Origin of the sequence: Streptomyces sp. CB02056, from assembly GCF_001905545.1 — a bacterium.
Taxonomy (GTDB): domain Bacteria; phylum Actinomycetota; class Actinomycetes; order Streptomycetales; family Streptomycetaceae; genus Kitasatospora.
In genome coordinates this window covers 805,493-827,966 of record NZ_LIPD01000001.1, presented here as the reverse complement: position 1 = coordinate 827,966, position 22,474 = coordinate 805,493, and the positions used below count along the sequence as shown (strand labels likewise).

Below are 22,474 nucleotides of genomic sequence, written 5' to 3'. Positions count from 1 at the left end.
TCCCGGAACTGCCTTGACCTCAAGGCGGCTTGAGGTCCTACGGTCGGTCGTGTCCTGACGGACAGGTGAAGGAGCACCGGACATGACGATCAAGACCTACGAACCGCAGACCATCGCCGCCCAGCCCATCGGGGCGTGGACCGGCGAGCTCTTCCGCCGCCTGGTGGTGGACGGCCTGCGCGTGCAGCTCGCGGTGGAAGGCCTCACCCAGCCGCACTGGTGGACGCTCAACCACGCCGCCGGCCGGCCCGGCGGGTGGACCCGCACGACCCTGGCCGAGCGGCTCGCCCCGTACGACGACCAGGGCACCGCCTTCGACGCCGTCTTCGACGACCTGATCGCCCGCGGCTGGCTGACCGAGGACGCCGACGGGGCGTTCACCCTGACCGAGGAGGGCGAGGCCGGCCGCCTGCGCGCCCGCGAGCGCAACCTGGCGGTCAGCGAACGCGCCCACGAGGGCATCGGCACCGAGGAGTTCGTGACCACGATCAATGTGCTGCGCCGGATGGTGGCGAACCTGGGCGGCAACGGGAACCTCCCCGACTGACGGCGCCCGGGCGGTACGGGGGAGGCCGAGGACGCGGGGGAGGCGGGTCGGCGGGAGGAAATTGACCCATGGAAACGGTCGCTGATTGCCACCTGATCGTGGGTCTTTCCGGCCATAGGTTGGTCACATGACGACGACGAAGAACACCGCCCCCGCCACCACCACCGCCGCCCCCGTGCTGACCCGCTGCGCCGAGGCCGAGATCTGCGCCGACCCGAGCTCCACCATGACGCTGCTCGCCGACTCGGCCCCGGGCGAGGGCGGCTTCACCGTCTACCGCTCCACCTTCGCCGCCGGCGCCCCCGGGGCGCCCGCGCACTTCCACACCCGGGCCTGGGAGCTGTTCTTCGTGATCGGCGGCTCGCTGCGGGTGCTGGTCGGCGAGGAGGTCACCGTGCTGGGCGCGGGCGACTTCCTGGCCGTGCCCCCGCACACCCCGCACGCCTTCGCCGCCGCCCCGGGCTCCGAGGCCGACGTGCTGTGCGTGTTCGCGCCCGGCATGGACCGCTTCGACTACCTGCGCCTGCTGGGCAGCGTCATGCGCGGCGAGACCGCGCCGGGGGCGATCGCGGCCTCGTCCGAGCGCTTCGACAACCACTACGTCGACAGCCCCGCCTGGCGCGCGGCCCTGGCGGGCGACGGCGCCTGAGACCCGCGGGGCCGCTCGACGGGCCGGGTCCTCGACGGGCCGGGGCGCTCGACGGGCCGGGGCCGCCCGGGTGTGGAACGGTGGAAGACCGGAAGTCCCGGCTGCGAGAGGAGTGGCCATGTCGTCGAAGCGCCGCCGCAAGAAGAAGGCCAGGGCCAAGCACGGGGCCAACCACGGCCGCCGCCCCCAGTGCTGAAACGCGGCTGAACGGGTGAGCCGGTGAGCGGGTGAGGGCGCCCGGACGGGCCCGGAGAGGCCGTCCGGGCGCCCCGGCCCCACCGGGCACCCCCCGCTCAGAGCCGCCCGCGCCCCGCGAAGCCGCCGCGCGCCACCTTGTGGTACTGGCAGTGGTCGACCCAGCCCGCGCCGAAGGCCAGCTCCAGGACCACGCCCCGCCCGTCCGCACGGGCCTCGTCCAGCAGTCGTGCCGCGTCCGCGTCCGGCGGGGTCTGCTCCAGCACGAAGAGCCGGTTGGGGTACGGGCCCGCCGGGATCGGGTCCCGGGGCGGGATGCCGGGCCGGTCCCAGGTCAGCTTCGCGCCGGGGCTGGACAGGCAAGGGGGGTCCATCCGCCAGCCGTTGGCGTCGACGCCGCCGTCGCGGTACCAGCGCAGCGCGTGCTCCAGGCTCCCGTGCGGGTCCGGCCCCTGCCCGTTGGCCTGCCAGTCGGCCACGTTCGCCGCCTCGATCCGCGCCAGGACGTCGAGGACGTCCTCCCGGACGACGAAGTAGGCGCGGGCGTGGATCCGGCAGACCAGCAGGGTGTCCCGGGGGTGGTCCAGGCCGTAGGTGGACGGGCGGGTGGACTGGTCCAGCACCTGGGTCAGCAGGTGTTCGACCCCCTCCACCGCTCCCAGCGCCTCGACCAGCGCCCGGATCCGTTCCCGCTCCGCCGCCCGGGCCGCCCGCGCCGTCGGTGAACCGATCAGCCTGAGCTTGCGCCGCTCGGTCGGCCAGTGGTGCGCCCGCAGCGACTGCACGCCGTTGAGGAGCGGGTTCACCAGCATGACGACGAGGTACACGAGGCTCGTCGCCACGTCCTTGAGCAGCTTCTTCACCGGCAGGGATCCTCTCGGGTCGCGCGCGTCCGCGTCCACACCCTGGCCCGCCCGCGCCGCGGCCCGCAATCTGCCCCCGTACTCAACTCCCCAGCGTGCCCGAGCCGTTGCCGAGAGCGAGCACGAGCGCGAGCGCGAATGCACGCCGTCCGCCGCCGCCCGGACCGCGTGCGGACGGCGGCGGGACGCTGCCGCTACTTGGTGCAGGTCACGTCGGCCTCCGGCAGGCGCCCGCCCGCCAGGTAGGCGTTGACCGTGTCGTCCACGCACGCGTTGCCGTACGTCCCGTACAGCCCGTGCTGGTCGGCGCCCCGCAGGGTCAGCAGCCGGGAGCTGGGCAGCAGCCCGTGCAGGGCGACGCCGTCCCGGTAGGGGGCGCGCGGGTCGCCGGTGGCGGAGAGGATCAGCGCCCGGGCGTCGCGGCGCACCTCGGTGGGCGCCTCGCGCGGGGCGTCCAGGAAGGCGCACGGGGAGATGTTGTCGAGCAGCGGGCCGGACAGCGGGTAGCGGGCGCGGTCGCGTTCGATCCGGCGCCAGTACTCCTCGGGATCGCGCGGCGCCGCACCGTCCGCGCACAGGATGGCCTGGGAGACGCTGCCGGCCTGCGAGCCCTGCGGGGTGAACAGGAAGCGCAGCAGGGCGGTGGTCTCGGCCGAGGGGGTGACCGGCCGGCCCGCCGCGGCCTCGGCGAGCACCGCCATCAGCTCGGCGAGGCCCGCCCGTTCCGGGTCGGAGTCGCCCTGGAGGTTCCCGAACACCAGCAGCGGCACCCGGGTGTCGTCGAGTTCGAAGGCGTCCGCGCCGGTGCCGAGGACGAGCGGGCGCGCCGAGGCCGCCCCGACCGTCCGCAGCACCCCGGCGACCACCTCCTCGCGGGTGCGGCCCAGCCCGTAGGTGTCGTTGCGCCGCGCCGCCCAGTCCGCCCAGTCGGCGAAAGCCCGCTCGTTCGCCTGCACCATGTTGGGGAGCAGCTCCGGCCCGACGTGGTCCGGGGCCAGCGCGCCGTCCAGGACCACCCGGTCGAAGCGGCCGGGGAACATCTGGGAGTACACCGTGCCCAGGTAGGTGCCGTAGGAGAGGCCGAGGTAGGAGATCCGCCGCTCGCCGAGCGCGCCCCGCACCACGTCCATGTCCCGGGCCGCGTCGCGGGTGCTCGCGTGCGGCAGCAGGTCCCCGGCCGCCGAACGGCACCGGGCCGCGAGGTCCCGCTGGAAGGCGACCTGGCGCTCGAAGGAGGCCCGGGTGGTCCCGGCGGAGGTGATGTTGTAGCCGATCGGCCAGTCGCAGTCGAGGGGGGCGCTGCGGCCGGCGAAACGCTGGTCCAGCCCGACGATGTCGAAGCGGGCGGCGGTGTCCTTCAACGCGGCGTGCACCCTCGTCGGCGCGCCGAGCGTCGGACTGCCGGGGCCGCCGTCGTTCAGCAGCAGCGTGCCGATCCGGTGGCGGGTGTCGGTGGCCTTGATCCGGGAGAGCGCGAGGGTGACGGTGCGTCCGCCGGGGTCGCCGTAGTCGAGCGGCACGGTGACCTCCGCGCAGCGGGCGCCGGCCTTCTCGAGGTCGGCGCCCACCTGGTCGTCCGGGCCCTGGACGCAGCTGTGCCAGTCGGGGCGCTGCTGGTAGTAGCTGTCGAGCGCCTGGGCGGTGGCGGCCTGGGCGGGGACGGTCGCGGCGGCCGTGGTCAGGGCGGCGGCGAGGGCGAGGCCGGCCGCGAGGGTGCGGCGGCGGGCGCGCGGCCCGGCGGGGCGTGGTTCGGTGCGGTGTGGCTCGGCGGTGCGGGGGCGTGGTTCGCTCATGACGTCTCCTCGGCGGTGCGGGGCCCGGCGCGGGCCGTGGCGAAGGCAGGGGTCGTGACGACGATCGCGGTACCGGCGGCCGTGTCTACGGAGGACACCTGCACCTGTGCGAGCTGACGGTACGTCAAAAAACGGACGCCGGGGACCGGATGGCCAGTGTCCACGGCATTGACATCCCCGCCCGCCCGAAGTGGAGGTCTCCCGTCCGGCCCGCCGTCGCCGGGCGGGCCGGACGGCGGGCGAGGCCGCTGTCGGTGGCGTGTCCTACGGTGATGCCGTCGGTGGGTACGCGGTGCCCGCCCGAGCACCGCCCGATGGAGACGACGATGACCCGCACCACCCCGAAGCGCGCCGTGGACCTGGAGCAGCTGTTCCCCGAGCTGGTGCCGCTGCGCCGCGACGCCGTACGCCTCCACCCGCGCGCCGGCAGCCCGTCCGCGGCCGAGAGCTCGGTCGGCGGGCCGCCGCTGTGGCCCGCCGACGAGCCGTGGCCGCTGTGCCCGAGCACCAGCCACCCGGGGGAGTGGGGCGGGCCCGCCGCGGAGGGGCCGGTGCCGCTCGTCCCCGTCGTCCAGATCCACCGCCGGGACGTGCCCCAACTCGCCTTCCCCGCCGGGACGGACCTGCTCCAGGTGCTCTGGTGCCCGTTCATCATCGGCCGCTGCCCGACCGCGACGCCCCTGGTGCGCTGGCGGAGCTCCGAGGAGGTCGGCCCGGCCCTCGCCGCCGTGCCGCCGACCGTGGGCACCGCGCCGAAGGACAGCATCCCGGCGCCGTGCGTCCTGCACCCCGAGCCGGTGGTCGACTACCCGAGCTGGGACATGCCGGAGGACCTGGGCCCGGAACTGCGCGTGCGGATGGAGGAACTGCGGGCCCGTACCGGCCTGCGGTACGGCTACCACCTGGCCGAGGCGCCGGGGATCAAGCTCGGAGGGTACCCGGGCTGGACCCAGGAGCCCTGCTGGCCGGACTGCCCGACCTGCGGGCGGACGATGGAGCACCTCCTGACGGTGAGCAGCTGGGAGTACGACGGCCAGTCGTACCGCACCTGGCTCCCGCTGGAGGACCGGGACGACGAGACCGGCGAGGAGCGCCGGGACGCCGACGGCGGCCGCGGGGCGCACAGCCCCGCCGGGCTGATGATCGGGGACGCGGGCGGGGTGTACGTCTTCGAGTGCCGGTCCTGCCCGGACCGCCCGGTGGACCACCACTGGGACTGCTCCTGAGGCGCCGCCGCCCGTCCGTCCCCCGGCGGGCCTCAGTGCCCGCCGGGGGCGGACGGGCAGGCCGGAGCCCTTCGCCGGGCCTAGGTCTCCGGCCCGTTACGCCGTCCGTGGCGTCCCGCCTACGGTCCTTGCCGTGGATACGACGGACACGACGGATACGACCGGCATTCTGGACGAGGCGCTCCAACGACTGCACGCCTCCGGGCCCGAGCGGCTCGGACGGCTCACCAACCACGCGCCGATGGCCGTCGAGGCCCTCGCCGCCCACGGACAGGCACGGTCCGTGCACCGCTGGCTCGACCTGTACGCGCGCAAGCTGGAGGACTTCCCGCCGTGCGTCGAGCCGGTCACGGCCGCCAACTGGCGTGCGGCGCTCGGCGATCCGAGCCGCGCGGCCGACTGGATCGACCACTTCGAGCGCCAACTCGCCGACCACCCCTGGCGCGAGGTGCTCGCCCGCTGGTGGCCCCGGCTGCTGCCCGGCCTGTACGGCGGCTCGACGCACCCGGTGATCCGGGTGGGGCACGCCGTGCGCACCCTGCTGTCCGGCGGCGAGGCCACCGGGCCCCGGCTGGCCGAACTCGCCCACGGCCTCGGCTACTGGGCCGCCCGCCACCGGCCCGTCGCCGCCCTCGCCACGCTGTCCGGCGTGCTGTCCGACGCGACCGCCGCCCTCGACGCGGTGCCGCCCATCGCCCTCCAGGACGGCGGCTTCCCCGCCCGGCTCGACCGCGTCACCGCCCTGCCGGCGTGGGCGGCCGGGGTCACGCGGCCGCAGGAGGCGGCCGACCGCCTCGCGGAACTCGTCCGGGCGGCGACCCACCGCTACGCCGCCTACGGGCACGGCGAGGAGACCATGCTCGTCCACGCCGCCACCGCGCCCAACGCCGTGCTGCGCGTCCTGCCCGCGCTCCCGCCGGACCTGTGGCCGGCCGGCCTGCGGGCGGCCTGGACGGCGTCGGCGGCCGTCACCGCGATGTACGCGCCGACCGAGCCGGCGGCCTGCACCCCGCCGGGCACCCTCACCCCCGAGGAGGTCTTCGAGCGGGCCCTGGCGCACGGCGACGAGCACGTGATCAAGCTGGCGGACACCGCCCTCGACGTCGGCGACGCCCCCGCCCTGGCGGCGGCGCTGCGCGCGATGGAGCTGAGCGCCCCGCTGGGGTGAGGCGGGCGCGGGGCCGGACGCGGAAAGGAAATCGGTACCGGGGAGCGTCGTCGGATCCGGCGGCTTGAACGTGTACACCGGGGCGGCAACTCCCCGATGGCGCATGCCCTCCGACCCTCTGGCCCCGTCGACCCCCTCCGACCCCGACGGCTCCGACGGCCCCGCCCCGGGGCGTCCGGCACCCCACCGCAGTCCCGCAGGACGGCATGCCCTCCGAAGAACGGCGCCGCCACCGGGTGCTCCGCAACCGCGCACCCCACCACCTTCACCGCGAAGGAGTCCTGACCATGCGGAAGCTCATCGTCGACCTGGTCGAGCGCACCGTCGCCACGTACGCCGTGGCGTTCCTCGGCCTGCTGCTGGCCGACAAGTTCGACCTCACATCGATCGGCTCGCTCAAGGCGGCGGCGGTCGCGGCGCTGCCCGCGGCCCTGACCGTGCTCAAGGGCGCGGTGGCCACCCGCATCGGCGACCCGGACTCGGCCGCCCTGCTGGGCCGCAGCAACCGCGAGTAGCCGGCCCGGCATAGCAGGGGGCGGGGCGCCATCCGGCACCCCGCCCCCTGCAGCGCAATTGACGGCCAGTCAGTTGCCGACCGGGAACTCGTCCCCCCGGATCGCGGTGATGAAGGAGCCCCAGGCGGCGGCCGGGAAGAGGAGGGCCGGGCCGTGGGGGTCCTTGGAGTCACGCACGGGGACGAGACCGGGAAATCCGGGGGCCACCTCGATGCAGTCGCCGCCGTTCGTGCCGCTGTGGCTGCTCTTGCGCCAGCTGGCCGCGTCGAGCTCGTTCCGCATCATCCCTGAACCCTTCCATCGCCTCGGCGATCAGCGTGAGCGACTCGCCCGCCGTGTGCGCGTCGCCGCGCAGGCGATCATAGCGGTGCCGATGCCCGGAAACGATGATCGGATCATCACAGGGATTGCCCTTGTCAAGGTTCTCGGAGTACACCGAGTGCTGGCCATCCGGCATCTCCAGAATGACCATTGAGGAGTTGATGATCGTCGTCCGAGCCGTGAACGGCACGATCTGAAGGACGATGTTCTCGCGCCGGGCGATGTCCAGCAGGTGCTGCATCTGCCGCATCATCACCCTCGGTCCGCCGACCACCGATCGAATCGCGCTCTCGTCCAGGAGGACCACCAACTGCGGCCCGCCCTCGGCGAGGAAGCGCTTCTGCCGTGCGAGCCTCGCCGCGACCCGCCCCTCGATCACTTCAGGGTGCTCACCCGTTCCGCCTGCCTCGAACATCGCTCGCGCGTAGTCCCGGCACTGAAGCAGCCCGTGCATGTAGTCGGTCTGGAACACGTAGGCCCCGACCGCCTCGGCCTCCGAGTCGGCATGGGTCTGGAACCAGTCCGGATGGTCGATCTGTGCGCTCCAGTCGACCCCGTTGCACAGCCGCTTCAACAGGCCGCCGGTGTTCAGCAGCCGTTCGGTTTCCTCGAGTTCGTCGGCCGGAGGCTTCCGCCGTCCGCTCTCGGTCCGCGAGATCACCGTCCGGTCGAGGTGGAGTTCCTTGCCCAACCGCTCCTGCGTGTAACCCGCCGACTCCCGCGCGTGGCGGACCTCTTCACCGAACAGGATCGCGGAGCTCGCCGTCGGTCCCCGCTTGATCTTCCGCCGTGCCATCACTACCCCCAGCTCGCACGCCACGTGCTCAACACGCGTATCGGGAGGCCACCGTATCCCCGTACTTCGGCGTTCAGTACCGGAATGCGGTCTTTCGCTCGCACGGGGTAGTGGCGCGCGCCCCCGGCGTGCGCCCTTGCCGCCGACCGCTGTTCGGACGGGACAGGCCCGGTTCCCGACAGGCGTGTGCGGGAAGCCGGCCGGGCCGGCTTCCCGCACCGAGGGTGCTCGCGTTCCTCACCTATGCCGTGGGGCGGTCACTGGTTCCAGTCGACCGTGGAGATGCCCCCGAGGTCCTGCGCGATCCTGGAGAGCGGCTGGATGTAGGTGTAGGGCCTCATCGAGTTGCCGGTTGAACCACCGGTCACCGTGCCGACAGCCTTGCTGCCGTAGAGGGCGGCCCCTCCGCTGTCACCGCCTTCGGACTGCATGCCGAGGACCTTGACCTGGTTGTACGAGGTGTACGTCTCCTCCCGCCCGTCCGGCAGCCTCCTCACCGTGGTGTAGGTGGAGATGCCGTCCAGGAACATGCCGCACCGCCAGCCGCTTGTCACGCCCGAGGCGCAGATCTGCCCGCCGTCGGGTATCTCGTTGTCCGCGTTGCGGATGTAGCCGTCGTAGAGGTTGTAGCCGTCGGAAGTCTTGACTGCGCGCCCGCCGGGGGTCCAGCTCCGCGGGTTGTCCATCGCGATCAGCGCGTAGTCCGAGGCGGGGAACTGCCGGTCGGCGATGTGGCCGATCCGGGTGTTGCCCTGGTTGTCCGGCCAGCTGTCGTCGCGCCGGACCGCCGGGTTCGACTGCCCCAGCCAGCAGTGGCCGGCGGTCACCAGGTAGGTCACACCGGCCTGTTTGATCATGATTCCGGCCGAGCAGGTGCCGGTGTTGTTCTCGTCCCGCAGGCCGTCGCCCCCGACCAGGCCGGTCCGGGCGTAGGCGGTCCCCTGGTGGGTGGTGACGCTGACCTTCGCACGGTCGGCGTCGGTGATGCCGGCCGTCCGCAGCATCGCCTCGGCGTCCGTGCCGGCCGGCACGTCCAGCACGACACGGTTGGTCCGGCTGTCCAGGGACCAGGAGCTGTCGCCCGGCGTCAGCTTCTTCTCCGCGGCCGCGTCGAGCCGCTCGTGCACCTCCCGGAGTTCGGCGGTGGTGTAGGCGGCGCGCTGCGGGATGATGCCGGCGGCCCGGGCCGCGCGCTCCCCCTCGTCGTCCAGCACGTTGGCGTGGACCTCGCCGTCCATCACGTCGAGCCACACGCCCGCGGCCCTGTCACCCTGGCTGTCGCGGAACGCCCGGGCGGTCTTCGACAGCCCGCCCTCCGCGGCGAGGCGCTGCGCCACCTGCTGCTCGGGGAGCCCGAGTTGCTGCGCCAGCGCGTGGGCGGCGCCGCCCGGGGCGGCCGGGGGCGTCAAGGCGACGGTTCCGGTGGCCGAGGCCACGGCCGAGCTCTGGGCCGCGGCCGGTGCCAGGGTCACCCCGGCGAGCAGGAGCGCGGCTCCGGCCCTGGCGAGGGTCTTCCTGGAGACCTTCATGGTCATCTCCTTCGTGCGGATCGAACGTGTTGAGGTGAGAGGGGAGCGAGCGGGCGCCGGGCCACCGCTCAGGCGAGGATGTTCATCTGCGAGGACATCAGCCGGTACTGGCCGGAGGCGTAGTCGTAGGAGACGTAGCCGGTCCAGTACGCGCCGACCAGCGAGTCGGTGAGCTCCCGGGTGAAGGTGTACGAGGTGCCGTACGAGGCCCACTGCCAGGCGCCCGAGACGTAGGAGTTCACGCCGCACTTGTCCGGATCGCAGTTGTACAGCCCGACCCAGTCGTACTTCCCGACCGGGTTGCCGTTGTAGTTCCAGCCGATCGTGACGACCTGGGTCTCCTTCACGTGGACGGCGGCGGCCCAGGTGCCCGGCGCGGACTGGGCCGCCGCGGCGCCCTGGGCGGGCAGCGCGCCCAGCAGGGCGAGGGCCAGCGCCGCCGCCTTCGTCGACAGGGCCACCGGCTCAGTCGATGTGGGAGCGGTGGGACTCGATGATGCGGTACTGGCTGGAGGCGTAGTCGTAGGAGATGTAGGCCGTCCAGTAGTCGCCGCTGACCGCCGGGACGCTGGTCAGGTACGAGGTGCCGTGGTTGTAGGCCCACTGCCAGGTCTCGTAGTTGTCGATGCCGATGGCGTTCGGGTCCCGCTTGTAGAGGCCGATCCAGTCGTACTTGCCGACGTTGTTCGGCGGGGTCCAGTTGATCTGGACGTAGCCGCCGTTCTTTTCGGCCCAGGTCGTGGGCGCGTCCGCCGCCAGCGTCGAGTTCGGCGCGCCCTGGACGCTCCGGACGCCTGCGGGCACCGCCGCCGAGGCGGTGGCCGTGCCCGCGAGGGGCAGGGCGACGGCCGTCACCAGGGCCGCGACGGCGGCGGCACGGGTGCGATGGGGAATGCGGGACATGCGAGTCCTCCTGGGTCGTCTGCCGGCGGTGCCACCTGGCGGCCGCCGAGTCCGTGACCGGACCAGGAACACGCTCGTGGACTCCCGCAGACAAGCGGTCAACGTCCTGTCGACACCCTGGTCGCCACGGCCGCGGACACCCCGCCCGGCGCCCCGGGTAGACAACCGATGAACGGCGAAACGGCGAACTCCCGTACCACGCCCATGATTTCAGGAGGACAGGCCTCCGCAACGGGAAGGCCGCCGCAGGCGGCGGGGAATGCGGGGGATGCGGGGAGGGGCGGTGGCGGGGCCTGTCACAAGTGGAGTGCCCGCCACCGCCGGAGTGCAGAGAGACCGCCTCGGGCCACCGGGGCCGGGCGGTCTCTGCTGTTCGGGCGGGCCCATGCGCCAACACGGCCCGCTGCCGATGTTCCCGAGATGTTGGAGTGAACAGCGCCCCCCGGGTTCCGGACCCGCAGGTCCGGGTGACGCCGCTGTCAATCGTCACACCCGGCCAGGACGGCTTACAAGGGCGCGCTGCACAAAGGCGCATCAAAATCCGGTTTCGATTCGTTGAACTGCGGCTTTCTGGTACGACGTTCGCAAGATTTCAGGTAGGGGCCGGGACTGTCGCGCATCAATCCGCGCGATGTTCGCCGAACCGATTGGGATTCACCCATATGCCTGACAGAGTGTCATCCAACGGGCACCCCGTGCGACGCCAACCGCACAAGTGCCCACCCGTTGGAGTGGACAGTGATATAGGAGGGTTCCCTCGATGACGAGGAAGCGGAACAAGCGCGTCCCCATCCCCTGCGCGGACGGCGTCCCGAGGCCCGCGCGCCGCCCGGCCCCGCCCTGGCCGTTCGTGGCCGGACAGTCGTCCGTGACGGCCGTGACCGCCGGCCAGGTGGCCGTGGTGATCGTCGTGGTCGTCCTGACGGTCGCGCTCACCGCCGCCCTGGTGGCGACCGGCATGTCCGCCGGAGTGGCGCTCGAACTGACCACCGGAGGCTGGCTGTTGGCCTCCAGGATGCAAAGGGGACGGGCCTAGGGGAGAGCGCCTGCCTGCGATGGGACGCCGAGAGAACCCGATCGAGACGACCGAGCCGGCGCTGAGCCGACTGGCCGCCTGGCTGCGGGAGCAGCGCGAGCAGGCCGGGTTGACGTACAGTCAGCTCGCCGTTCGGACCAACTACCACGCCACCACCCTGCAACGGGCCGCCAGCGGACGCTCCCTGCCGAGCTGGAAGGTCGTCGAGGCCGTCACCGGCGAATGCGGCGGCGACCTCAAGACGGCCCGGCGCAAGTGGGTCCACGCCAACTACTGGGCCCACGTGCCCCGCCCCTCGGGGAGCCGGCGGCTGCGCGCACCGAGGCGGGTCGACCCCCAACAGGTCGACTCCTTCGCCGACTTGCGCCGGGCGATGCACGAGATGCGCCGCAAGGCCGACTGGCCCTCCCTGCGGGAACTGGACCGCCGGGCCCGCGACCGGGGAGGGCGCCTGCCCTCCAGCACGCTGGCCCTGGTCCTCAAGGGCGAGGCCCCGCTGCGCAAACCCGTCTTCCTCGCCTACATGGAGGTCTGCGGGGTCCGGGAGGCCCGCCGCGCCCTGTGGGCGGCGGCCTGGGACCGGACGAACAACGCCCGCACCCCGTTCCCGGTCAACTCGCGCACGTACCAGAGCGAGTTCACCCGGGCCATGCAGTCCTCCAGCGCCGGGACGTCGACGGACATCCTGTTCCGGCTCTGGATGACCCTGCGCACCAACCTGGCCGCCGACCGCGACGACGGCCCCGGCCACTCCGGCGCGGCGGGCCGCGGAGGCACCGACGACAACCCGCCGGTGCTCGTGTGACCCGGTCCGCGGCCGGGACGCGCCACCCGCGTCCCGGCCGCGGGCCCCAGCCACCCACGGACGGGCACCCGCCCGCGTCCCCGTCGCGGGCCGGCATCCGCCCGCGGGCCGGCGCCCGTCCGCGCCACCTGCGGGAAACCTCGGGACACCTCGGGAAACTCGGGACACCACCATGCCGACACCACCACGCCGCCCGGCCGCCCCCGGGCCCGCCCTGGGCCTGTGGGCGCTGCACGACCTCCACCTGCGCCACTACCTGGACTACGCCGCGCTGCTCCTGTCGCCCGCCGACGCGCCCCTGGCCGTCCGCGCCGCCTTCGAGGAGCTCGGCGGCCACTGGCTCGACGCCCTGGCCACCGCCAGCCCGGCCGCCTGCGCCTGGCAGGCGGTGCGCCGCCGCGTCTGCGCCCTGGCCGGCCCCCGGCCGCTCGGCCCGGTCGCCCACCTCACCGCCGCCCAGCAGGACGTCCTGCTGCTGCACCTGGTCCTCGACCTGTCCGCCGCCGAGATCGCCGCCCTCACCGGCACCGAACCCGCCGCCGTCCACGTCCAGCTCCGCTCCCTGGCGGCCGCCCGCCGCTGAGCGGCCCCGCCCGGGGTGCCCCCGCCGCGCGGCGCCCGGGGCCGGGCCGGCGGGCCGGCCCGTACGGCCGGCGGCGCACCCGGACGTCACCGGTGCGCCGAAGAAGAGCGCCGCGAGAATTCCCGTTTCGGCCCGAGGCCTGTTACGGTCGTAGGAGTTGCAGTTTTGGTTCCCATGAACTCTGTGTGCGCCTGCTGATTCCCATCGCAGGCGTATTTTTTTTCTGAGATCCCGGCGGGTCATCAGTGCGGCGACGAGTAGCCCGCGCAGTGCGGTCTACAGCGCCTTAGAAGGAGAATTTCCCATGGCTTTCGGCACCGTGAAGTGGTTCAACGGGGAAAAGGGCTTCGGCTTCATCCAGCAGGAAGACGGCGGCCCGGACGTGTTCGCCCACTACTCGAACATCAACGCCTCGGGCTTCCGTGAGCTGCTCGAGGGCCAGAAGGTCGAGTACGACGTCACGCAGGGCCAGAAGGGCCTCCAGGCGGAGAACATCCGCCCCGTCGCTCTCTGACATTTCCCGCCGCACGATTCTCGAATCGTAGAGGGAACCGGGGCCCGTACCGCACAGGCGGTACGGGCCCCGGCCCATGTCCGCCCGCCGTCGCCGACCGTTTTCCTTATTCGCGAACCGGAATAAAACGGGCATGAGGGAATCCGCCCGCGCGCCGGACCCGCCGGACCCGCCGTACGAGCCGGACCCGCCGACGCGAACCGGTCCACGCCTTCCCGCCCGCCGCCGACCGTCCCGTGCAGAAGCCGGCGGTCGCGCCCGCCCCGGGTTGAGCCCGGCGGCGGACCGGGACCGTAGACGTGGACGGGGCGCCCGCTGCCGGAGCGGGCGCCGCGGCGCGAGGAGGCAGGCGTGCTCAGGTTCCACGGCGCATGGCGGATCACCGTGGTCGGCACGAGCGCCGACTTCGACCAGCGGGCGGTCGTGCGCGGCGCGTACGGACTGCGGGTGCTGCCGGGGCGGGTCGGCGCCACGATCGCGGTCGACGAGGAGAGCTGGACGCTGTCCCTGGAACACCGCCCGCGGGGCCGCACCTGGCAGCCCAACCTGCGCACCACCCCCGGTCCGGTCACCGAACACGACGGCCTGCGCAGCCAGTTGCTCACCAGCAACGACCGCCACTGGCCGGGCAAGCCGCTCGGCTACGTCAACTTCGTGCTGCGCCTGGAGCAGAGCGTCGCCCCGACCGGCATCCCCCCGCTGCCGTCGCCGTCGCCGGGGGAGCGCGGGCGGGCCACCCGGTAGCCCGACGGCGGGTCCGGGGGCTACCCCCAGGCCGGAGCGGCCCGCTGGCCGGGTGTTGCGGCGGGCGGACGCCGAGTTGACTGGTCGTATCCGCACCAGCCGACCGACCGAAAGGCCGTCACCCGTGTCGTTCCGCACGACCGTCCGCACCGCCCCCCGCACCACCGCCGCCCGTACGACCGCCGGCGAGCCCGCCTCCCGCCGCCGCGGCGCCCGGATCGCCGCCGTCGCCGCCCTGGCCGCCGCGCTGGGCGCCACCGCCATGAGCGGCAGCGCCTCCGCGATCGTCAACGGCCGTGACTCCACCGAGCGTTACCCCTTCATGGCCACCCTCCCGCTGAGCGCGAAGCAACTCGCCGACGGCGCCTGCGGCGGCACCCTGATCGACCGCCAGTGGGTGCTGACCGCCGCCCACTGCGTGGTGGGCACCGAGGACACCGGCGTCACCCTCAAGGGCACCGTGCGCATCGGCAGCGCCCACCGCGACAGCGGCGGCAGCGTACGGAACGTCGAGCGCGTCGTCGTCCACCCCGGCTTCGGCTTCGGCGATGGCGCCACCCGCCCCAACCACGACGACCTCGCCCTCGTCCGCCTGGACCGCCCCGCCGCCGGGCAGCCCATCCGCATCGCCGACCACCCCGGAACCCCCGGCACCCCCACCCGGCTGCTCGGCTTCGGCACCGTCGTCGACACCCAGGACTACCAGCAGATGGTCTTCCCCGACCGCCTCCAGGAACTGCCCAGCCGCATCGGCGCACCGGCCGACTGCGCCCCCGGCTACGCCGACCCCACCCGCCTGTGCACGCTCAGCCGCGTCCCGCAGGCCATGGCCTGCTTCGGCGACTCCGGCGGCCCCCAGATCCAGCGCGGCCGCGGCGGCCGCTGGGAACTGGTCGGCACCACCTCCGGCCCCGGCGCCCCCGGCGTGCCCTGCGCGGACGGCCCCGGCCTGTACACCGACGTGCCCGCCTACGCCCCCTGGATCCGCGCCACCATCGCCGCCGGCTGACGGCCCGGCACCACCACGCGGCTAAAGTCCCAGGTGAGAACCGTCGCGCCCGAGGAGAGCCCGCCATGCCGACCGACCCCGCCGCCACCGCAACCCCCGCCCCCGCCGCGCGCCCGCACCCCGCGCGCCTCGGCCTGGGCACGGCGGCCGTCGGCCGGCCCGGCTACATCAACCTCGGGCGCGACACCGACCTGCCCGCCGACCGCACCGTCGACGCCCTGCGCGCCCGCACCCACACCCTGCTCGACGCCGCGTACGCCGCCGGCGTCCGCTACCTCGACACCGCCCGCTCCTACGGCCGCGCCGAGGAGTTCCTCGGCCAGTGGCTCGCCGAACACCCCCGGGCCGCCGCCGAGGTGACGGTCGGCAGCAAGTGGGGCTACACCTACACCGCCGACTGGCGGACCAGCGGAGTCGCCGCACACGAGGTCAAGGAACACTCGACGGCCGTCTACGACCGCCAGATCCGCGAGACCCGCGCCCTGCTCGGCGACCACCTGGACGTCTACCTCGTCCACTCCGTCACCCCCGACAGCCCCGCCCTCACCGACCCCGCCCTGCACCGGCGCCTCGCCGCCCTCGCCGCCGAAGGCGTGCGGGTCGGCCTGTCCACCAGCGGCCCCGCCCAGGCCGACACCATCCGCCGGGCCCTCGCCGTCACCGCCGACGGCCGACCGCTGTTCACCGCCGTCCAGGCCACCTGGAACCTGCTGGAGACCTCCGCCGCCCCCGCCCTCGCCGAGGCCCACGCGGCCGGCTGGCTCGTCGTGGTCAAGGAGGCCATGGCCAACGGCCGCCTGGCCGGCCGCAACGCCACCGGCCCCGACACCGCCGCCCTGCGCACCCTCGCACAGCACACCGGCGCGACCGCCGACGCCCTCGCCCTGGCCGCGGCCGCCGCCCAGCCCTGGGCCGACACCGTCCTCTCCGGCGCCGCCACCCCCGACCAGCTCACCTCCAACCTCGCCGCCACCCACCTGCGCCCCACCCCCGAGGACCTCACCGCCCTCGCGCCCATGGCCGAGCCCGCCGAGGCCTACTGGCGCACGCGGGCCGCACTGCCCTGGTCCTGACGGGGCGCCCGCCGCCGGGCGCTGTCGGTGCCCGCCCCTACGGTGGGCCGCATGATCGAGCACCCGGACCTCGCCGCCGCCCTCGCCGCCCTGCCCGTCGACCTGCCGCCCGGCCGGCTGGTCACCGAGGAGGACGGGCGGGAGCCGCTGCTGTGGATCAGCGACGACCCCGCGCCCGCCGGGCTGTGGCGGCAGCTGCACCGCGCCCACCCGCAGACCGGCCTGTGGCCGCTGCTGCTCAGCCCGCTGGACCACACCGACGACGACTACCGGCCCTGGCTGTCCGGCGAGCTGTACCCGGCCGAGGCCTCCGAGCCCTCCCGCTACGACCCGCAGGCGCTGCTGCGCGGCTGGTGGAGGCAGGTCGACGAGGACGAGGACGGGGACGCGAGCGAGGACGCCGGGATCCTGGACGAGGCCCTGGCCCCCTACGGCCGCACCTGGCCCGGCCCCGCCCCCACCGCCACCGTGCCCGACGGCGCCGCCGGCACCGAGGCCCGGGAACTGGCCGAGGTGCTGGGCTCCGTCAAGGACGTCCGCCTCGGCCTGGTGCGGGCCGGCAGCGGCGCCGAGGCGCTGACGGTCTGCGGCTGGGGCGGCCCGGCGAACCACGCCGGCACCGGCAGGATCGCCGCCGTGCTCGCCGACTGGGAACGCCGTTTCGGCGCCCAGGTGGTCGAAGTCGGCTTCGCCACCCTGGAGTTGAGCGTCCCCGTGCCGCCCGCCACGCTCGCCGAGGCGCTCCCGTTGGCCGCCGAGCACACCGCCTTCTGCCCGGACCTCGTCTTCCAGGGCACCGGCACCCTCACCGCCTACGCCGAGCAGCTGGTGGGCGCCCACCAGTGGTCCTTCTGGTGGGACTGACCTGACCCCGGGGGGTACGGGGCCGGGGGCCCATGCCCCCGGCCCCCGCCCGGCGGCCGAGCGCCGCCGGTGTGGCATGCTGCGCCGGGCCGCGAACCGAGCGCGAGCACCGACCGCACCCCCCCCGAGGAGCACGCCCTGAACACCGCCTGCGCCGAAGCCCTGTCCGCAGGACTGCTGGTGCTCGTCCTGGTCTGCGCCGTCGCCCGGCCCTGGGGCTGGCCGGAGGCCGTCGTCGCCGTGCCGGCCGCCGCCCTGCTGGTGGCGACCGGCGCCGTCCCGCTGGAGCACGCCACCGCCGAAGCCGCCCGCCTCGGACCGGTGATCGGCTTCCTGGCCGCCGTCCTGGTCCTGGCCAAGCTCTGCGACGACGAGGGACTGTTCCGCGCCTGCGGGGCCTGGATGGCGCGCAGCGCCGCCGGACGCCCGCGCCGCCTGCTGGTCCAGGTGTTCACCGTCGCCTCGGTCGTCACCGCGGTGCTCAGCCTGGACGCCACCGTCGTCCTGCTCACCCCCGTCGTCCTGGCCACCGCCGCCCGCCTCGGCGCCCGGCCCGCACCGCACCTGTACGCCTGCGCCCACCTGTCGAACACGGCCTCGCTGCTGCTGCCCGTCTCCAACCTGACCAACCTGCTCGCCTTCACCGCCAGCGGCCTGAGCTTCGGCCGCTTCGCCGCCCTGATGACGCTGCCGTGGCTGGCGGCGGTCGGCGTCGAGTACCTGGTGCTGCGCCGCTGCTTCGCCGCCGACCTGGACGCCGCCCCGGCCGAGACCCCCGAGACCGGACCGGCCCCCGCCATGCCGGTCTTCGCCCTGGCCACCGTCGGCTGCACGCTCGCCGGGTTCGTCCTCACCTCCGCGCTGGACGTCAACCCGGCCTGGGCGGCGGCCGCCGGCGCCACCGTCCTGGCCGCCCGCGCCCTGGCCCGCGGCCACGCCACCCCCGCGACGGTGGTGCGCTCGGCCGCCCTGCCGTTCCTGGCGTTCGTCCTCGCCCTGGGCATCGTGGTGCGCGCGGTCGTCGACAACGGCCTGGCCGCCGGCCTCGCCCACCTCGTCCCGTCCGGCACCGCGCTGCCCGCCCTGCTCGCCACCGCCGCCCTGGCCGCCGTCCTCGCCAACGTCATCAACAACCTGCCCGCCACCCTCGCCCTGGTGCCGCTGGCCGCCCCCGTCGGGCCCGGCGCCGTCCTCGCGGTCCTGCTCGGGGTGAACATCGGCCCCAACCTCAGCTACGCCGGCTCGCTGGCCACCCTGCTGTGGCGCGGCATCGTCCGCGACCGCGGCGTACCGGTGGACCTGCGCGAGTTCACCCGCCTCGGCCTGCTCGCCGTCCCCGCCACCCTCACCGCCGCGGTCCTGGCCCTGTGGGCCTCGCTGCACCTGATCGGGGTCTGACCGGGGCCTTGACGTTCCGGCCCGCCCACCGGGGCCGGGCCGGGCCTACGCGGGGCGCAGGACGGGATCGATCCCCGCCAGGACTTCGTGCAGCCGGCGAGCCCCCGAGGCACCATGGTCGTCGGTGCCCATAGCAAGCCTCGCGTTGCCGAGTCGTGGCGGAGCAGGAAGTCGGCGGGTCCGACGTCCCGCGTCGGGGAGTGGCCGGCGGGCCCGGGCCGGTCAGTACTCGGAGCTGGGGGCCGGTGTGACCGGGCCGAGGTCCGGTGCGTCGCGCAACTCCACCGCCGTGCCGTGGCGTTCGAGTTCCAGGACGACCAGTTCGTTGGCGCCGGCCCGCCACAGCGGGGCGGGGGCGTAGAGGGTGCGCTGGGGGCCGGCGGCGCAGTGGCGGCCGAGCAGGAAACCGTTGAGCCAGAGCAGTCCGCGGCCCCAGTGGGGCAGGGCGACGAACGCGTCGGCGGGGGAGGGGAGTTCGGCGGTGAAGCGGTGGAAGGCCGGTTCCCCGTCGCGTACCCCGGCGTCGTCGGTGAAGCGCAGCGCGGACAGGTCGGTCAGCGGCAGGGGGCGGATCTGCCAGTCGAAGAGCCGCTGGTGGCCGTGCGAGACGCCGCGGGTGATGCCCTTGCGGTCGTCCATCTGCGGGCCGTAGTTCACCCGGCCCAGTGCCTCGACCAGGATGTCCAGCACGACGCCGTCGGGCCCGGTGGCCAGCGGCAGGGTCGCGCCGGGGGAGTTGCGCTCCAGCGTCCCGAGCGGGCGGCCGTCCGCGAAGACCTGCGCCCGGTCGGCCAACCCGTCGATGCGCAGCGGCAGTTCGGGGCGCGGCCCGGGCACGCGGGTGCGGTAGTGGATCAGGCCGCGGTCCTGCCCGACCTGCTCCATCGGCAGCGGTGCGGCGTGCCGGCGCGGCCGCGACAGCGCGTCCAGGGCCTCGGCCAGGGGCGCCCGCCCGTGCGCGCGCTCCAGCCGCTGCGGCGCCACCCGGGGTACGGGGGCGGGCAGTTCGCCGTCCGGCAGGGGCAGGTAGCGGCCGATGACCTCGCGCAGGGCGTGGAACTTCTCGGTCAGCTCGCCGGCCTCGCCGATCGGCGCGTCGTAGTCGTAGCTGGTGACGGTCGGCTCGTAGCCGGCGTCCAGCGGGTGGGCGCCGGAGTGGTTGGCGCCGGACCACAGGCCGAAGCTGGTGCCGCCGTGCGCCATGTAGAGGCTGACGGAGGCGCCGGTGGCGAGGAGTTCGTCGAGCGAGGCGGCGGTCTCCTTGGGGTTGCGGACGTGGTGCGGCAGGCCCCACTGGTCGAACCAGCCGATCCAGAACTCCATGGCGGTCAGCGGGCCTTCGCCCTGGTGGCGGCGGAGCACCGCGAGGCGCTCGGGCGCGCGGGAGCCGAAGGTGGCGGTGGCGAGGTGACCGGGGATGGCGCCGCCCTGCTGCATGGTGTCGTGGGCGCCGTCGGCGGTGAACAGCAGGCAGTCCACGCCGCGCCGCACCAGGCCGTCGCGCAGGTGGGCGAGGTAGGCGGCGTCGTCGCCGTAGCTGCCGTACTCGTTCTCCACCTGCGCCGCCACCACCGGCCCGCCCCGGCTCGCCAGCAGCGGCAGCAGCTCGGGCGCCAGCGCGTCGAACCAGCCGTCCACCTCGGCCAGGTACGCCGGGTCCGCGCAGCGCAGCCGCAGCCCGTCCACCGCGAGCAGCCGGGCGGGCAGCCCGCCGAACTCCCACTCCGCGCAGATGTACGGGCCGGGGCGCAGGATCACGTCCAGGCCGAGGCCGCCGGCCAGCCGTACGAACCGGGCCACGTCCCGCCAGCCGGTGAAGTCCACCGTCCCGTCGGGCAGTTCGTGGAAGTTCCACGGGACGTAGGTGTCCACCGTGTTCACGCCCAGCGCCCGCACCCGCCGCAGCCGGTCCTCCCACAGCCGCGGGTGCACCCGGAAGTAGTGCACCGCCCCGGCCACCACCCGGTGCGGCACCCCGTCCCGCACGAACCCGTCCGCGTCGTACCCGAGCATGCGCACACCCCGCCTTCCCGCAGGACACCCCCGCGGGCCCCGGAGGCCCCGGAGACCCGGCACCGCCGAGCCTAGCGAGGAACCGGCCATGGGGGCCGCCCGTGCTCAGGTGTCGTAGCAGCCGTTCCAGGGGGCGGAGAAGGCCAGGCCGTCCGGGTGGAGCTCCATCCAGACGCCGTCCTCCTCGTCCTCCTCTTCCTCGTCCACCTCCAGGACCAGGCCGAACAGGGCGCCTTCGAAGCGGACGTCGAAGGGCGCGATGGCGATGTCCTGGTAGTGCCGCCCCGGCAGGGCGTCCAGCCACTGCTCCAGCAGCCGCCGGGCTGCGCCGATCGCCTGCTGCTCGCCGTCTGCCGTCGTGCCGGTGAACTCGATGCGCGAGCCCAGGTGGCGGCCGGCCTCGTCGAAGCGGTGGAGGACGGCGTGCCAGCGCTTCTGCGGCTGCCAGTCGTCGCCGCTCCAGCCCTCGCGGTAGGCCGCGACGACGGTCGCGTAGAACTGGCCGCCCTCGCACCGCCCGATGGTGCGGGTGCGGTAGTCGGGCTGGTAGCCGATCGGGATGACCTTGGGAACGTTCACGGGCCGAACCCTAGCTCCCACCTGCGACAACGCGCGCCGACGGGGGCCGGGACGCCGGTGGCCTCGGGGTCAGCCGGTCGGCCGCACCACGGGAGGGAGCGTGATGACCGGGCCGATCGGCCGGCAGCCGTCGTACGTCATCGCCTGAAAGGGCGGGCAGTGGGCGTTCGTCGGCCCCGGCGCGGGTGGCGCGGGCAGCTCCGGCCTCGGCGGGACGGTCCAGTCGGGGGACGGCTTGGCGGCCGGTGCGGCCGGGGCCTTCGACCGGGCGGCCGGTGCGGCGGGCGGGGCCGGCGTGGTGGGCGCGGCCGGGGGCCGGGGGCGGGAGGTGGCCGGCTGGGCGGGCGGCTCCGTCCCGGCGTCCTGCGTCGCGGCGACCGGGACCACCGTCTCGGCGGGGTCGGGGTCGGTGCTCGCCGGGGCCGGAGCCTCCGCCGGAACCGGAGCAGAGCTCTCCGCCGGGGCGCCGGGTGAGGGAGCGGTCGAGGCGCTCGCCGAAGGACTGGCCGAGGCGGCAGGGCTCGCCTGGCCGCCCGGCCCGGCCGAGGCGCCGCCCGGGGACGCGGCCAGCAGTGCCACGCCGATCCCGGCCGCCCCGAGGACGCACACCCCCGCCGCGATGCCCAGTGACCGCCGCCGACGGCGCGTCACCTCGCCGTCCGCTGCCACTGTCGAGCCGTCCCGCATCTGGACCCCTCCCTGTTCTTCCTATGATCATGCCGCCGAACCGCGCGGATGCTAGCAGGCGCCGCGACGCGCAGCCGTAGCCGGGGGCGCGGGAGAACACGAGAGGGAACGACGGTGCACACAACCGACATCAGCGGGCTTCTGGAGCTCATGCCCCCGCCCGAGGGGGCCGGTGAATCCGGTGACTGGGCGATGGTCGAGTCGGCGTGGGGTCTGCGGTTCCCGCGCGACTACGTCGAGTTCGTCGCGCGGTACGGGGCGGGGGAGATCGACCGGTCCCTCGCCGTGTTCGCCCCCGACGAGCTGATGCCGCCGGACGCCCCGCAGCCGGGCATGCGCGGCATGACGGAGGAGGCGCGCCTGCTCTTCGAGGAGGAGGGCGAGCCCACCGGCGAGGTGCGCTCCGCTGGACAGATCGTCGCCTGGGGAGCGTCCTGCACCGCCGACACGCTGGCCTGGCTGACGGTCGGCGACGACCCCGACGCGTGGCCGGTCCTGGTCCTGGACCGCGACGGGGGCGCGCCCCGGGTCTTCGGCCCGGGCATGGTCGGGTTCCTCCACGGGGTGGTCTCCGGGGCGGTCAGCCCGAGTCCCGTCGGCGCCGTCGTCGCCTGGGGCGAGGAGCCGCCCCGCTTCGTCCACTGGCGGGCGGGGTAGCGGCCGG

At 74.5% G+C, this 22,474-nt stretch carries 25 protein-coding genes; 15 read left to right on the top strand and 10 right to left on the bottom strand.

Going from position 1 to position 22,474, the window contains the following annotated elements:
• The first annotated feature begins 82 nt into the window (after positions 1 to 82).
• Complete coding sequence (locus AMK13_RS03700; protein ID WP_049653576.1) at positions 83 to 547, top strand: MarR family transcriptional regulator; 465 nt, start codon at positions 83 to 85, stop codon at positions 545 to 547.
• Positions 548 to 674: 127 nt separating this feature from the next.
• Positions 675 to 1,196 (top strand): cupin domain-containing protein, encoded by a 522-nt coding sequence (locus tag AMK13_RS03695; protein WP_049653577.1) that lies wholly within the window; start codon positions 675 to 677, stop codon positions 1,194 to 1,196.
• 293 nt (positions 1,197 to 1,489) lie between these two features.
• Here the strand turns inward: AMK13_RS03695 and AMK13_RS03690 are convergent, their stop codons facing one another.
• Complete coding sequence (locus AMK13_RS03690; RefSeq protein WP_074001065.1) at positions 1,490 to 2,254, bottom strand: hypothetical protein; 765 nt, start codon at positions 2,252 to 2,254, stop codon at positions 1,490 to 1,492.
• Between the two features lie 194 nt (positions 2,255 to 2,448).
• Positions 2,449 to 4,047 (bottom strand): alpha/beta fold hydrolase, encoded by a 1,599-nt coding sequence (locus AMK13_RS03685; protein WP_079271791.1) that lies wholly within the window; start codon positions 4,045 to 4,047, stop codon positions 2,449 to 2,451.
• Between the two features lie 326 nt (positions 4,048 to 4,373).
• Between AMK13_RS03685 and AMK13_RS03680 the strand changes: the two genes are divergently transcribed.
• From AMK13_RS03680 to AMK13_RS03670, 3 genes are all read left to right on the top strand, one after another.
• Positions 4,374 to 5,273, top strand: a complete 900-nt coding sequence (locus AMK13_RS03680) for a DUF1963 domain-containing protein (protein ID WP_074001063.1) — start codon at positions 4,374 to 4,376, stop codon at positions 5,271 to 5,273.
• Positions 5,274 to 5,406: 133 nt separating this feature from the next.
• Positions 5,407 to 6,441, top strand: coding sequence for a questin oxidase family protein (locus AMK13_RS03675; protein WP_074001059.1), 1,035 nt, complete (start codon positions 5,407 to 5,409; stop codon positions 6,439 to 6,441).
• 287 nt (positions 6,442 to 6,728) lie between these two features.
• Positions 6,729 to 6,956 (top strand): holin, encoded by a 228-nt coding sequence (locus AMK13_RS03670; protein ID WP_049657972.1) that lies wholly within the window; start codon positions 6,729 to 6,731, stop codon positions 6,954 to 6,956.
• A gap of 69 nt (positions 6,957 to 7,025) precedes the next feature.
• On the opposite strand, the gene AMK13_RS44490 is transcribed toward AMK13_RS03670, so the two are convergent.
• From AMK13_RS44490 to AMK13_RS03645, 5 genes are all read right to left on the bottom strand, one after another.
• The gene (locus AMK13_RS44490; RefSeq protein ID WP_241852732.1) at positions 7,026 to 7,163 is read right to left on the bottom strand and encodes a DUF397 domain-containing protein; all 138 of its coding nucleotides are present in this window, start codon (positions 7,161 to 7,163) and stop codon (positions 7,026 to 7,028) included.
• Entirely contained in the window at positions 7,126 to 8,073 is a 948-nt protein-coding gene (locus AMK13_RS44485) for a helix-turn-helix domain-containing protein (protein ID WP_074001221.1), read from the bottom strand. The genes AMK13_RS44490 and AMK13_RS44485 overlap by 38 nt, the downstream gene beginning before the upstream one ends.
• A gap of 257 nt (positions 8,074 to 8,330) precedes the next feature.
• The gene (locus AMK13_RS03655; protein ID WP_074001057.1) at positions 8,331 to 9,602 is read right to left on the bottom strand and encodes a S1 family peptidase; all 1,272 of its coding nucleotides are present in this window, start codon (positions 9,600 to 9,602) and stop codon (positions 8,331 to 8,333) included.
• Positions 9,603 to 9,670: 68 nt separating this feature from the next.
• Positions 9,671 to 10,063: a hypothetical protein gene (locus tag AMK13_RS03650; RefSeq protein ID WP_049657962.1), complete on the bottom strand. Its 393-nt coding sequence runs from the start codon at positions 10,061 to 10,063 to the stop codon at positions 9,671 to 9,673.
• Between the two features lie 4 nt (positions 10,064 to 10,067).
• Positions 10,068 to 10,505: a hypothetical protein gene (locus tag AMK13_RS03645; RefSeq protein WP_049657959.1), complete on the bottom strand. Its 438-nt coding sequence runs from the start codon at positions 10,503 to 10,505 to the stop codon at positions 10,068 to 10,070.
• Between the two features lie 760 nt (positions 10,506 to 11,265).
• On the opposite strand from AMK13_RS03645, the gene AMK13_RS03640 reads away from it, so the two are divergent.
• From AMK13_RS03640 to AMK13_RS03600, 9 genes are all read left to right on the top strand, one after another.
• Positions 11,266 to 11,541, top strand: coding sequence for a hypothetical protein (locus tag AMK13_RS03640; RefSeq protein ID WP_074001056.1), 276 nt, complete (start codon positions 11,266 to 11,268; stop codon positions 11,539 to 11,541).
• 19 nt (positions 11,542 to 11,560) lie between these two features.
• A complete protein-coding gene (locus AMK13_RS03635; RefSeq protein WP_049657953.1) occupies positions 11,561 to 12,346 on the top strand; it encodes a helix-turn-helix domain-containing protein in 786 nt (261 codons plus the stop codon).
• Positions 12,347 to 12,518: 172 nt separating this feature from the next.
• Positions 12,519 to 12,929, top strand: coding sequence for a sigma factor-like helix-turn-helix DNA-binding protein (locus AMK13_RS03630; RefSeq protein ID WP_074001055.1), 411 nt, complete (start codon positions 12,519 to 12,521; stop codon positions 12,927 to 12,929).
• Positions 12,930 to 13,233: 304 nt separating this feature from the next.
• A complete protein-coding gene (locus AMK13_RS03625) occupies positions 13,234 to 13,443 on the top strand; it encodes a cold-shock protein (protein WP_049660537.1) in 210 nt (69 codons plus the stop codon).
• Between the two features lie 351 nt (positions 13,444 to 13,794).
• Entirely contained in the window at positions 13,795 to 14,187 is a 393-nt protein-coding gene (locus AMK13_RS03620; protein WP_074001054.1) for a hypothetical protein, read from the top strand.
• A 124-nt stretch (positions 14,188 to 14,311) separates the two neighbouring features.
• Entirely contained in the window at positions 14,312 to 15,196 is an 885-nt protein-coding gene (locus tag AMK13_RS03615; protein ID WP_241852731.1) for a S1 family peptidase, read from the top strand.
• A 65-nt stretch (positions 15,197 to 15,261) separates the two neighbouring features.
• Entirely contained in the window at positions 15,262 to 16,269 is a 1,008-nt protein-coding gene (locus AMK13_RS03610) for an aldo/keto reductase (protein WP_074001053.1), read from the top strand.
• A gap of 51 nt (positions 16,270 to 16,320) precedes the next feature.
• Entirely contained in the window at positions 16,321 to 17,133 is an 813-nt protein-coding gene (locus tag AMK13_RS03605) for a DUF4253 domain-containing protein (RefSeq protein WP_074001052.1), read from the top strand.
• A 138-nt stretch (positions 17,134 to 17,271) separates the two neighbouring features.
• Positions 17,272 to 18,531, top strand: coding sequence for an SLC13 family permease (locus AMK13_RS03600; protein WP_074001219.1), 1,260 nt, complete (start codon positions 17,272 to 17,274; stop codon positions 18,529 to 18,531).
• Positions 18,532 to 18,753: 222 nt separating this feature from the next.
• On the opposite strand, the gene AMK13_RS03595 is transcribed toward AMK13_RS03600, so the two are convergent.
• The 3 genes from AMK13_RS03595 to AMK13_RS03585 form a co-directional block, all read right to left on the bottom strand.
• A complete protein-coding gene (locus tag AMK13_RS03595) occupies positions 18,754 to 20,544 on the bottom strand; it encodes a glycoside hydrolase family 35 protein (RefSeq protein ID WP_074001218.1) in 1,791 nt (596 codons plus the stop codon).
• Positions 20,545 to 20,649: 105 nt separating this feature from the next.
• A complete protein-coding gene (locus AMK13_RS03590) occupies positions 20,650 to 21,123 on the bottom strand; it encodes a hypothetical protein (protein WP_074001051.1) in 474 nt (157 codons plus the stop codon).
• Between the two features lie 69 nt (positions 21,124 to 21,192).
• Complete coding sequence (locus tag AMK13_RS03585) at positions 21,193 to 21,810, bottom strand: hypothetical protein (protein ID WP_074001050.1); 618 nt, start codon at positions 21,808 to 21,810, stop codon at positions 21,193 to 21,195.
• A gap of 114 nt (positions 21,811 to 21,924) precedes the next feature.
• On the opposite strand from AMK13_RS03585, the gene AMK13_RS41665 reads away from it, so the two are divergent.
• A complete protein-coding gene (locus tag AMK13_RS41665) occupies positions 21,925 to 22,467 on the top strand; it encodes an SMI1/KNR4 family protein (protein WP_074001049.1) in 543 nt (180 codons plus the stop codon).
• Positions 22,468 to 22,474 lie beyond the last annotated feature (7 nt).

Excerpts from the sequence above, each read along its gene's own strand:
- AMK13_RS03630 (WP_074001055.1), top strand. The coding sequence starts at position 12,519 with ATGCCGACACCACCACGCCGCCCGGCCGCCCCCGGGCCCGCCCTGGGC.
- AMK13_RS03645 (WP_049657959.1), bottom strand. The coding sequence starts at position 10,505 with ATGTCCCGCATTCCCCATCGCACCCGTGCCGCCGCCGTCGCGGCCCTG.
- AMK13_RS03635 (WP_049657953.1), top strand. The coding sequence starts at position 11,561 with ATGGGACGCCGAGAGAACCCGATCGAGACGACCGAGCCGGCGCTGAGC.
- AMK13_RS03655 (WP_074001057.1), bottom strand. The coding sequence starts at position 9,602 with ATGAAGGTCTCCAGGAAGACCCTCGCCAGGGCCGGAGCCGCGCTCCTG.
- AMK13_RS03640 (WP_074001056.1), top strand. The coding sequence starts at position 11,266 with ATGACGAGGAAGCGGAACAAGCGCGTCCCCATCCCCTGCGCGGACGGC.
- AMK13_RS03610 (WP_074001053.1), top strand. The coding sequence starts at position 15,262 with ATGCCGACCGACCCCGCCGCCACCGCAACCCCCGCCCCCGCCGCGCGC.
- AMK13_RS03595 (WP_074001218.1), bottom strand. The coding sequence starts at position 20,544 with ATGCTCGGGTACGACGCGGACGGGTTCGTGCGGGACGGGGTGCCGCAC.
- AMK13_RS03585 (WP_074001050.1), bottom strand. The coding sequence starts at position 21,810 with ATGCGGGACGGCTCGACAGTGGCAGCGGACGGCGAGGTGACGCGCCGT.
- AMK13_RS03670 (WP_049657972.1), top strand. The coding sequence starts at position 6,729 with ATGCGGAAGCTCATCGTCGACCTGGTCGAGCGCACCGTCGCCACGTAC.
- AMK13_RS44485 (WP_074001221.1), bottom strand. The coding sequence starts at position 8,073 with ATGGCACGGCGGAAGATCAAGCGGGGACCGACGGCGAGCTCCGCGATC.
- AMK13_RS03680 (WP_074001063.1), top strand. The coding sequence starts at position 4,374 with ATGACCCGCACCACCCCGAAGCGCGCCGTGGACCTGGAGCAGCTGTTC.
- AMK13_RS03625 (WP_049660537.1), top strand. The coding sequence starts at position 13,234 with ATGGCTTTCGGCACCGTGAAGTGGTTCAACGGGGAAAAGGGCTTCGGC.
- AMK13_RS03700 (WP_049653576.1), top strand. The coding sequence starts at position 83 with ATGACGATCAAGACCTACGAACCGCAGACCATCGCCGCCCAGCCCATC.
- AMK13_RS03695 (WP_049653577.1), top strand. The coding sequence starts at position 675 with ATGACGACGACGAAGAACACCGCCCCCGCCACCACCACCGCCGCCCCC.
- AMK13_RS03685 (WP_079271791.1), bottom strand. The coding sequence starts at position 4,047 with ATGAGCGAACCACGCCCCCGCACCGCCGAGCCACACCGCACCGAACCA.
- AMK13_RS03605 (WP_074001052.1), top strand. The coding sequence starts at position 16,321 with ATGATCGAGCACCCGGACCTCGCCGCCGCCCTCGCCGCCCTGCCCGTC.